The 9,643-nt window shown below is 68.8% G+C and carries 10 protein-coding genes, 1 tRNA gene and 1 pseudogene; 10 read left to right on the forward strand and 2 right to left on the reverse strand.

Annotation, left to right across the window (positions count from 1 at the left end; genetic code table 11):
- Window positions 1-15: 15 nt before the first annotated feature.
- From DT074_RS13125 to DT074_RS13135, 3 genes are all read left to right on the forward strand, one after another.
- Window positions 16-92: transfer RNA gene (locus DT074_RS13125), tRNA-Pro, on the forward strand.
- Between the two features lie 127 nt (window positions 93-219).
- Window positions 220-636 (forward strand): DUF350 domain-containing protein, encoded by a 417-nt coding sequence (locus DT074_RS13130; protein ID WP_119420307.1) that lies wholly within the window; start codon window positions 220-222, stop codon window positions 634-636.
- A gap of 7 nt (window positions 637-643) precedes the next feature.
- A complete protein-coding gene (locus DT074_RS13135; RefSeq protein ID WP_119420308.1) occupies window positions 644-1,534 on the forward strand; it encodes a S1 family peptidase in 891 nt (296 codons plus the stop codon).
- On the opposite strand, the gene DT074_RS13140 is transcribed toward DT074_RS13135, so the two are convergent.
- Complete coding sequence (locus DT074_RS13140) at window positions 1,535-2,686, reverse strand: M20 family metallopeptidase (protein ID WP_119420309.1); 1,152 nt, start codon at window positions 2,684-2,686, stop codon at window positions 1,535-1,537. It abuts the gene before it with no gap.
- Between the two features lie 88 nt (window positions 2,687-2,774).
- On the opposite strand from DT074_RS13140, the gene DT074_RS13145 reads away from it, so the two are divergent.
- The 5 genes from DT074_RS13145 to DT074_RS13165 are packed head-to-tail and all read left to right on the forward strand — an operon-like array spanning window position 2,775 to window position 6,133.
- Window positions 2,775-3,431 carry an NIPSNAP family protein gene (locus DT074_RS13145; RefSeq protein ID WP_162914874.1) on the forward strand — a complete coding sequence of 219 codons (657 nt, stop codon included), beginning with the start codon at window positions 2,775-2,777 and terminating at the stop codon, window positions 3,429-3,431.
- Complete coding sequence (locus DT074_RS13150) at window positions 3,431-4,360, forward strand: NAD(P)-dependent oxidoreductase (RefSeq protein WP_368744649.1); 930 nt, start codon at window positions 3,431-3,433, stop codon at window positions 4,358-4,360. Before DT074_RS13145 ends, DT074_RS13150 begins: the two co-directional genes overlap by 1 nt.
- Entirely contained in the window at window positions 4,360-4,881 is a 522-nt protein-coding gene (locus DT074_RS13155; protein ID WP_119420311.1) for a thiamine pyrophosphate-binding protein, read from the forward strand. Before DT074_RS13150 ends, DT074_RS13155 begins: the two co-directional genes overlap by 1 nt.
- Before the next feature lie 28 nt (window positions 4,882-4,909).
- Window positions 4,910-5,518, forward strand: coding sequence for a thiamine pyrophosphate-dependent enzyme (locus DT074_RS13160; protein WP_119420323.1), 609 nt, complete (start codon window positions 4,910-4,912; stop codon window positions 5,516-5,518).
- Window positions 5,519-5,521: 3 nt separating this feature from the next.
- A complete protein-coding gene (locus DT074_RS13165; protein ID WP_119420312.1) occupies window positions 5,522-6,133 on the forward strand; it encodes a 2-hydroxychromene-2-carboxylate isomerase in 612 nt (203 codons plus the stop codon).
- Here the strand turns inward: DT074_RS13165 and DT074_RS13170 are convergent.
- Window positions 6,114-7,268: a GNAT family N-acetyltransferase gene (locus DT074_RS13170; RefSeq protein WP_162914875.1), complete on the reverse strand. Its 1,155-nt coding sequence runs from the start codon at window positions 7,266-7,268 to the stop codon at window positions 6,114-6,116. The two genes, DT074_RS13165 and DT074_RS13170, sit on opposite strands and share 20 nt — an antisense overlap.
- 99 nt (window positions 7,269-7,367) lie before the next feature.
- Here DT074_RS13170 and argS point away from each other — a divergent pair, with 99 nt between their 5' ends.
- A complete protein-coding gene (gene argS, locus DT074_RS13175; RefSeq protein ID WP_119420314.1) occupies window positions 7,368-9,125 on the forward strand; it encodes an arginine--tRNA ligase in 1,758 nt (585 codons plus the stop codon).
- Window positions 9,125-9,643, forward strand: a pseudogene (locus DT074_RS13180) (hypothetical protein); the annotation flags it as partial. The gene argS and the pseudogene DT074_RS13180, both read left to right, overlap by 1 nt.

Genomic DNA, 9,643 nt, shown 5'->3' on the forward strand with positions numbered 1-9,643 from the left:
TCGGATCCCGAATGCCGGAGTGTAGCTCAGCCTGGTAGAGCACTACGTTCGGGACGTAGGGGCCGGAGGTTCGAATCCTCTCACTCCGACCATTCCTTGCGCGAGGCAGCCGCATGGCTGCCTTTTTAATGGCCGGATCTGCCGTTCCCGTTCCGCACAAATTTTCTGTGTTAGCTTCCGGTCCGCCGGAATCGGGTCGTGTGGCCCCATGAGGAACGGATGCTGGAAACCCTGATCGCCAATGCCTGGAACTCGCTGCCGGTCTTCCTGAGCCATTTTGGCACCGCGCTCGGCATGCTGGTGATCGGGGTGATGGTCTATATCCGGGTCACGCCCGTGCATGAGACCGAGCTGATTCGGCAGGGCAATGTCGCCGCCGCGATCGCCTTCGGCGCGGCGGTGCTCGGCCTCGCCATTCCGCTCGCCTTCTGCCTGAAGGCCAGCGTCAACGTGCTCGACATCGCGGTCTGGGGCGTCGTGGCGCTGGTGCTGCAGATCGGCGCCTATCTCGTGACCGCCTTCGTCTTCCGCAACCTGGAAGACAAGATCAGATCCGGCGACGTGGCGGCGGCTATCGCGCTTGCCTCGACCAACCTCGCCACCGCCGCGCTCAACGCGGCGGCGATCTCCGGCTGAGGCAGGGGTGTCGCGCTGGCTCGGCGAGATCGTCTTCGTTTGCGTCTTCCTGTTGTTCCTCTGGTTCCAGATGCCGGAGGAGAACCGGCCCGAGGCACCACGCCGGGCGCCGCCACCGGTGCCGCCCGCCAGCACCGAGATCGCTGTCGCGCCGCCGCTGCCCCAAGGCCTCCGCCCGCTGCCGCCGCCCTCGCCGGCGGATCCGACGGTGGCAATCAGCGACAGCGGACCGCGAACCGGCGACAGCACCGGCACCGCCTTCGCCATCGGACCGGGAATCTGGGCGACGGCGCGGCATGTCGTCGAGGAATGCGGGCGCGTTTTTGTCAGCGTCGATGGAAGGTGGCAGCCGGCGCGGGAGATCCGGGCGCATGTGGCCGCGGATGTCGCCGTCATCCGCCTGGACGCCGCGGCCCCGGCGCTCGCCTTCTCCGACCGGCCGCTCGGCCTGCCGCAGCACGGCTTCCATATCGGCTACCCGCAATCGCGGCCGGGCAGCGTGCAAACCGAGCTGCTCGGCCGCGCCACGGTGCATTGGCGAAGGCTCGCGCGTCCCGAACGTGCGCTGGTCTGGGCTGAAGTCGCGCGCGTGCCGGAATTCGACGGGCCGATCGGCGGCATCAGCGGCGCGCCGGTGCTGGACAACGCGGGCCGGATCGTCGGCGTCACCACGGCCGCCTCGCCGCGCCGCGGTCGGGTCACCACGGCGGTCTCCGAAAGCCTGCGCGAGATCGCGCCGCCGCTGCCGCAACGCCAGAGCACCGCGCCGATCCGGCTGGACGCCGCCAGTTTCGGCGCGGTCGCCACCCGGACGCGCGAAGCCGATACCGTCAGCCAGGTCTACTGCCGGCTCGATGCCGGCGCGCCGGCGCCGCGCCGGCCGCGGCCCTTCGGATAGCTATTTCAGCGTCTCGAACAGCTTCACCCACAGCCGGGTGCGCGGCTCCAGCGACGAGAAATAGATCTGCTCGTAGTCGGTATGGGCGCCCTTGCCGTCGGCGCCGAGCCCGTCGAGCGTGGGCACGCCGAGCGCGGCGGTGAAGTTGCCGTCGCTGCCGCCGCCGGTGAGCGGCACGTCCTGCAGGTCGAAGCCGACCTCGGCCGCCAATGCTTTGGCGTGGTCGAACAGGGCGGCGATACCGGCATCCTTGGTATAGGGCGGGCGGTTCATGCCGCCTTCGACCTTGAGCTGCACGTCCGGGTCGCGCGCCGTGAGCGCGCCGATACGGGCGCACATCTCCTCGGCGATGGTCGGATCCGGCACGCGGAGATCCACTTCCGCCGTGCATTCCTGCGGCACCACGTTGACGCCGGTGCCGCCGGTGATCAGGCCGACATTGGTGGTGATGCCGCGGTCGTAATTCGTCATGCCCTCGACGGCGAGGATCTGATGGGCGATCTCGCGGATGGCACTGCGGCCGTCCTGGTGGCGCACGCCGGCATGGGCGGGCCTTCCGCGCGCCTTGATGACGAAGCGGCCGACGCCCTTGCGGCTGGTCACGATCTTGCCGCCGTCGCGCGCGGGCTCGGTGACCAGCACGTGCTTGGCATTGCGGGCGAGGCGCTCGATGGTGGCGCGCGAGGTCGGGCTGCCGACCTCTTCCTCGGGCACGAAGCAGAAGGTGATCGGCAGCTGGCTCTGTTCGTTCAGGCGCAGCAGGTGGCGATAGGCATAGAAGGCCATATGGGCGCCGGCCTTCATGTCGTAGATGCCGGGGCCAAAGACGCTGTCGCCCTCGCGCCGCCATTTGAGCTCGGGCGTGTCGATCGAGCCATGCGGGTGCACGGTGTCGAGATGGCTCAGCACCAGGATGCCGGGGCCGTCGCCGCCCCAGGGGCTGCGGGCGATCACCACATCGCCGAAGCCGTCGCGGCCGGGCACCCGCTCGACCTTGGCGCCGAGCGCCACGAACTCCGCCTCGACAATGTCGTTCAGTTTGTTGACCGCCACGCCGTCATGGCTCGGGGTCTCGACCTCCACCCAACGGCGGATGCCCTCCAGGATCTCCTCGGGGTCGATGCGGGGCTCGTTGACGGCGGGTTTCTGCATGGGTGGTCCTGATCAGCTGCGCGTTGTCTCGGGGCAGGTTCTAAAGCAAACTCCGCGCCGGCCATATGGGCCGCCGTGCAGGGGAGGAATGACGATGTTCGTGGACGTGCGGATCTATTCGCTGCCGCCGGGGGCGCTGCCGGGCTATGTCGCGCGCTATGCCAAGGAAGGCTTTCCGGTGCAGCAGAAGCACGGCTTCAACTGCCTCGGCTATTACACGACCGAGGTCGGCGTCCTGAACCGCTCGATCCATCTCTGGGCCTGGGACAGCGTGGCGGAGCGCGAGGAGAAGCGGGCGGCGATGGGCAAGGACCCGGCCTGGCAGGCCTATATCGGCGGCAACAAGGACGCCCTGGTCGCCCAGGAAAACAAGATCTTGGTCTCGGCGCCGTTCTACCCGATGAAGAACACCAATCCGGGCCCGATCGGCGTGGTCGATTTCCGCACCTATCACGTCAAGCACGGCCGGCTGCCGGAATTCGTCAAGCTCTATCAGGAAGAGGGAATGGCGATCCAGAACGGCCATCTCGGCCACAATATCGGCTGGTTCACCAGCCATATCGGCATGCAGAACCAAGTGCTGCACCTCTGGGCCTATCCGAGCGTCGAGGAGCGGGCCAAGCGCCGCGCCGCCATGGTCGCCGATCCGGCCTGGCAGGCATACGGCAAGAAGAGCTCGGCCCTGCTCACCAGCATGGAGAACGCGCTGATCGTACCGGCCGGCTTCACCCAGCCGAAGGGCTGATGACAGCGATGGAGCGGATCGGCTTCATCGGGCTCGGCGCCATGGGGCGGCCCATGGCGTCGAACCTGGTGCGCAAGGGCTTCGCGCTCACCGTGTTCGACGTCAACCCGGCGCCGGTGCAGGCGCTGGTCGCCGCCGGCGCCAAGGCGGCAAAGAGCGTGGCCGACGTGGTGGAGGGCGCCGACATCGTCTTCACCATGCTGCCGGATTCGCCCGATGTGGAGGCCGTGGCGCTGGGCGAGGGCGGCATCGCCGGTGCCGGCCGCGACGGGCTGCTGGTGGTCGACATGAGTACCGTCGACCCGGCGACCACCGACAAGGTCGCGGCGGCGCTGGGCGAGAAGGGCGTCGGCTTTGCCGACGCCCCGGTCGGCCGGCTGGTGATGCATGCGGAGCGCGGCGAGAGCCTGTTCATGGTCGGCGCCAGCGGCAACGATTTCGGCCGCATCAGGCCGCTGCTGGAGGCGATGGGCACCACCATCCACCATTGCGGCGCGCCCGGCACCGGCATCCGCACCAAGCTGGTCAACAACTACATCGCCATCGCTGTCTGCCAGATCGACGCCGAGGCCTTCGCGCTGGCGCGTGCCTTCGGCCTCGACCTCGCGACGACCTTGGATGTCGTCAACGGCACCACCGCGACCAACGGCCACCTGAAGACGGCCTGGCCGAACAAGGTGCTGGTCGGCGATACCGCGCCCGGCTTCAAGATAGCGCTGGCGCACAAGGACATGTCGCTCGGCGTCGAGGCGGCGCGCAAGGCCGGCGTGCCGGTCTTCGCCGGTGCGGCCATCCGCGAATGCCTGGGCCTCGCCAAGGGCAGCGGCGATTTCGCCGGGCGCGATTTCTCTGCGCTGCTCGATCATGTCTGTTCACTGGCGGGGTTGAGCCCGCCGCGCCTGAAAGAATCCGGTCCGGAGAAGAAGTGATGGCAGAAGCGACGCCCTGGCAGCGCGAGATCTATCGCGTGCTGAAGGCCTATGACGTGAAGCAGGTGGCCTATGTGCCGGATGCCGGCCATGCCGGGCTGATCGATCTCTGCGCGGCCGACAACCGGATGAAGACGGTGGTGCTGTCGACCGAGGAGGAGGGCGTCGCCATGCTGGCTGGCGCCTGGCTCGGCGGCGAGCGCGGCGTGCTGCTTATGCAGTCGAGCGGCGTCGGCAATTGCATCAACATGCTGAGCCTGCCGCGCACCTGCGGCCTGCCACTGCTGATGCTGGTGACCATGCGGGGCGAGTGGAAGGAGTTCAATCCCTGGCAGATCCCGATGGGGCAGGGGACGGCACCGGTGCTGCAGCAATCCGGCTCGCTGGTCTTCCGCATCGACGACGCCAAGGACACCGCCGACGTGGTCGACGGCGCCTGTCGAATGGTGTTCGAGGGTTGCGCCATCGGTGCGGTGCAGATCGGCCAGCGCGTCATCGGCGCGAAGAGTTTTGGTCGTTAATTGGGCTTTGGGAGATAATCGGATGACCATGGACCGTGCTCGCGCCGAAGCCTATCCGTTGCGCCGCCGCGAGGTGGTGGCGAGCCTGATCGGTCAGCGCACCGATCTCCTTCTTGTCGGCGGCCTCGGCGCGCCGTCGAACGACATCGCCGCGGTCGGCGACCGGCCCAATTTCATGCCGCTCTGGGGCGCCATGGGCGGTGCCGCGATGATCGGCATGGGCCTCGCGCTGGCGCAGCCTTCCAAGCGCGTGCTGGTGATCACCGGCGACGGCGAGATGCTGATGGGCATGGGCGCGCTCGCCACCATCGCAGTGAAGGCGCCCGGTAACCTCTCCATCGTCGTGCTCGACAACGAGCGCTATGGCGAGACCGGCGGCCAGACCACACACACATCCGCCCGGGTCGACCTCTGTGGCGTCGCCGAAGCTTGCGGCATCCGGGTCGTCGGCAAAGTGGTGACGGCGGCGGAGCTGGAGGCGGCCAAGCCCGCCATCCTCGAATTCGCCGGTCCCTGCTTCCATGTCATCAAGGTGAAGGCGGAGCAGGAAGAGATGATCCTGCCGCCGAAGGACGGCCACTACCTCCGCGACCGCTTCCGCACCGCGGTTCTCGGTGCCGAGGCGGCGAAGCTCTAAGTGATGGCGACAGTCGAGTTCTTCTTCGACTGTTCCAGCCCGTGGACCTATCTCGGCTTCCACCGGATGGTGCAGCTCTCGGCCGAGCTGGATCAGCCGGTGACCTGGCGGCCGTTCCTGGTCGGCGGCGTGTTCAACACCGTGAACCCCTCCGTCTATCGCTCGCGCGAGACGCCGGTGCCGGCCAAGCAGGCCTATATGCTGAAGGACCTGGCCGACTGGGCGCGGCATTACGGCCTCGCCATCCGCTGGCCGCAGAAGATCTTCCCCGTCAACAGCGTGAAGGCGATGCGGGCCTGCTTCTTCGCCGATGCGCAGGGCCGCCTGGTTCCCTTTGCCCGCGCCGCGTTCGAGGCCTATTGGGGTGAAATGCGGGACATCAGCCAGGACGACGTGGTGGCCGATGTGGCGGCGAAGGCCGGTCTCGATCCGGCTGCGATTCTCGCGGCGGCGGCCGGCGACGACGCCAAGGCGAGGCTCCGCGCCAATACCGACGAGCTGATCGCGCGCGGCGGCTTCGGCTCGCCGACCGTCTTTGTCGACGGCACGGACATGTATTTCGGCAACGACCGGCTCGACCTCGTCGCGGCCGCGCTCAGGCGGGCTCCGGCGTAGTCGCCGTGTCCTTCCGCAGATAGCGGTTGCGGATCACGCGCGCCGCGTCCTCGACGCGAAGCTTGAGGCGCGGGCGCTGCAGGTCGAAATGCACGATGTCCTCGGCCCGGCGGCCGAGGCTCATCTTGTAGCGGTTCTCCCCGGCCAGGAAATCGACCACCTGCGTGTCCAGGCCGAGATGCCGCTCGACGCAGAGCGTATAGGCGACATAGCCGGGCTTCAGCTTCGAGTCCTCCTCGTAGGTGAAGCCCGAGAGATAGGTGCCGACCCAGCCGCGATGGACGAAGTTGTAGAGGAAGCCGATCGGCTCATCCCCGACGCGGATGCGCAGCAGCTCCACTTCGCCCATAGGCAGCGCCGTCGCGATCACCCGCTTGTGGAAGGCGACCAGGAACGGATAGCCGAAGGCGCCGCGGCTGCCGCGCGCGATCCAGTAGGGCTGGTGCAGCGTCGCCATGCCGTCGAGGAAGGCATAGGCCTCCTCGACCGTGGCCGCGACGTCGAGCGCCAGCGGCCCGCGCTCGCGATAGAGCTTCATGGCACGGCGCGCCTGATAGCGCGTGTTCGAGCTGAGCCAGTCGAGATAGCCCTTGCCGGAGGCGCGGATGGCGGCGAGGTCGACCCGCGCCGTCGGCCGCTCGCCGACCAGATGCAGGCGGAGCCCGGTTTCGGCGGCCAGTTCCCGGTAGCGCACCGGCACGCCGCCGAAGCGGAACTCGTCCCACGCGGGCAGGCCGACCGTCGCCGGATCGCCGAGCGCGACATGGCGCAGCATGGCCCGTTCCACCGCCTCGCCCAGCGCGGCATCGACCAGGAAGCCGTTGTACTCGATGCAGTTGATGTCCTGCTCGGGATCGCCGGTCTCGTTCAGATAGACCTTGCCGAGCTTGAGCAGGCCGCGGTGGCGGCGCTCTTCGCCGGCCGGCAGCAGGCCGAGGCCGACGATGCGCCCGCCGGCGCGCGCCACCGCCACGCGGGGCTGGATCGCGGCCTCGGCCAGCAGCGCGCCGATCCAGTGCCAGGTGAGATAGAAATTGTGCGCCGCGCGCGGCTCCAGCCCGGTCCACCACGCGGTCATGGTGGCAAGGCCGGGGAACGGCTCGACGCTGACGGCGATTTTCTCAGGCGAAGGCATGATCACGCGGGCTGACGGCGCAAGCGGGGCGGCCGATCGCCGTCTTGCCCCTCTCCGGCACCACGACTAGGGTCCGCCCCGCATTCGGACTACAATAGCATGCAGAATCCTTATCAACTCTTCCGTGGCCATGTGGTCGAGGCGGTGACCCGCTTGGGGGCCGCCGGCGCTGTCCCGGCCGGGCTCGACACCGCGCATGTCGCGGTCGAGCCGCCGCGCGACCCGTCCCATGGCGACCTCGCGACCAACGCGGCGATGGTCTTGGCCAAGCCGGCCGGGCAGAAGCCGCGCGATCTGGCGGAGCGCATCGCCGCCGAGCTCCGCGCTGTTCCCGGCGTCACCAAGGTCGAGATCGCCGGCCCCGGCTTCATCAACCTGCGCCTGACCGATCAGGTCTGGCGCGAGACCCTGCGCGCGCCGCTGCGCCAGGGCGTTGCCTATGGCGATGCCGCGATCGGGCGCGGCCAGCGGGTCAATGTCGAATATGTCTCGGCCAATCCGACCGGGCCGCTGCATGTCGGCCATTGCCGCGGCGCGGTGTTCGGCGACGCGCTCTCGGCCTTGCTGGAGAAGGCCGGCTATGGCGTCGTCCGCGAGTACTACGTCAACGATGCCGGCGCCCAGGTCGACGTGCTGGCGCGCTCGACCTATCTCCGCTACCGCGAGGCGCTCGGCCACGATATCGGCACCATTCCGGAGGGCCTCTATCCCGGCGACTACCTGAAGCCGGTCGGCGCCGCCATCGCGGCCGAGGAAGGCGCCAAATGGCACGATCAGCCGGAGAGCGCCTGGCTCGACCATTTCCGGGCCAGGGCGATCGAGGCGATGATGGCGCTGATCCGCGAGGATCTCGCCGTGCTCGGCATCGCCCACGAGGTCTTCACCTCCGAGCGCGCCCTGCAGGAGGCCGGCGGCGTCGAGAAGGGCCTGAAGATCCTGGAGGACCGGGGCCTGCTCTATACCGGCGTGCTGGAGCCGCCGAAGGGCAAGACGGTGGAGGACTGGGAGCCGCGCCCGCAGCTGCTCTTCGCCTCCACCAGGTTCGGCGACGATGTCGACCGCGCGGTGAGAAAGTCGGACGGCAGCTGGACCTATTTCGCCGGCGACGTCGCCAATCACGCCGACAAGATCGGGCGCGGCTTCACCTCGCTGATCAACGTCTTCGGCGCCGATCACGGCGGCTATGTGAAGCGGCTGAAGGCCGCGGTCGCCGCCCTGTCGGAGAGCAAGGTCGATCTCGACATCAAGGTGTGCCAGCTGGTCAACCTGCTGGACCGCGGCCAGCCGGTCCGCATGTCGAAGCGCTCCGGCAGCTTCGTCACCCTCCGCGATGTGGTCGACGAGGTCGGCCGCGGCGTCGTCCGCTTCATCATGCTGACGCGGCGGAATGACGCACCGCTGGATTTCGACTTCGCCAAGGTGACCGAGCAGTCGAAGGACAATCCGGTCTTCTACGTGCAATACGCCCATGCCCGGGCGCATTCGGTGCTGCGCGGCGCGGTGGCGGAGCTGCCGGAAATAGACGTTTCCGCCGCCGCCCTGGCGAGCCAGGACCTGTCGCCGCTGGCGCACCCGGCCGAGCTCGCCCTGATCAAGCTGATCGCCGGCTGGCCGCGCACGGTCGAGTCGGCCGCGCTGGCGCACGAGCCTCACCGAATCGCTTTTTATCTCACCGAGCTTGCAGCCGCCTTCCATGGGTTGTGGAATCAGGGGAAGGACGACGATTCGCTGCGGTTCATCCGCCGCGAGGATCGTGCTGTCACCCTGGCGCGGCTCGCGCTCGTGCGGGCGCTCGCCACGACCATCGCGTCCGGCCTCGCCGTCCTCGGGGTCGAGCCGTTGGAGGAGATGCGCTGATGCCCGATCTGGCCGATCGGCCGGTGTTCGGTTTGGGAGAAGCGGTAGAGGACCAGCGGCGCAGCCCACGCATCGGGATTGCGGTCGCGGCCGTGGTGATCGCCGCTTTCGTCGCCGGCATCTGGTACGTGTATGACCGCGGCGTCCGCCGCGGCGACCTGAAAGCTCTGCCCGTCATCACCGCCGAGGGCGGGCCGGTGAAGACCTCGCCCGCCGATGCCGGCGGCCTGAAAGTGCCGCATGTGGATGGCGAGATGCCGCGCGCCTCCGCCGGCCGCGGCAGCAAGGTCGAGGACATTCTGCCGCCGCCGGAGCGCCCGCTGGCCGAGCGCGCGCCCGCGGAACGGAAGCTTGCCGAGCGCGCGGCGCCGGTCGAGCCGCCCAAGCCGCTCGCCGCCCTGCCGTCCGATCCGCCCAAGGTCGATCCGCCCAAGGCCGAGGCGCCCAAGGTCGAGACTCCGAGCGCCGCGCCGCCGCCCGTGGCCACCGTGGAGGTGGCGCCGCGCCCGACGCCGGCG

Source organism: Desertibaculum subflavum (genome assembly GCA_003576705.1).
Lineage (GTDB): Bacteria > Pseudomonadota > Alphaproteobacteria > Ferrovibrionales > Ferrovibrionaceae > Desertibaculum > Desertibaculum subflavum.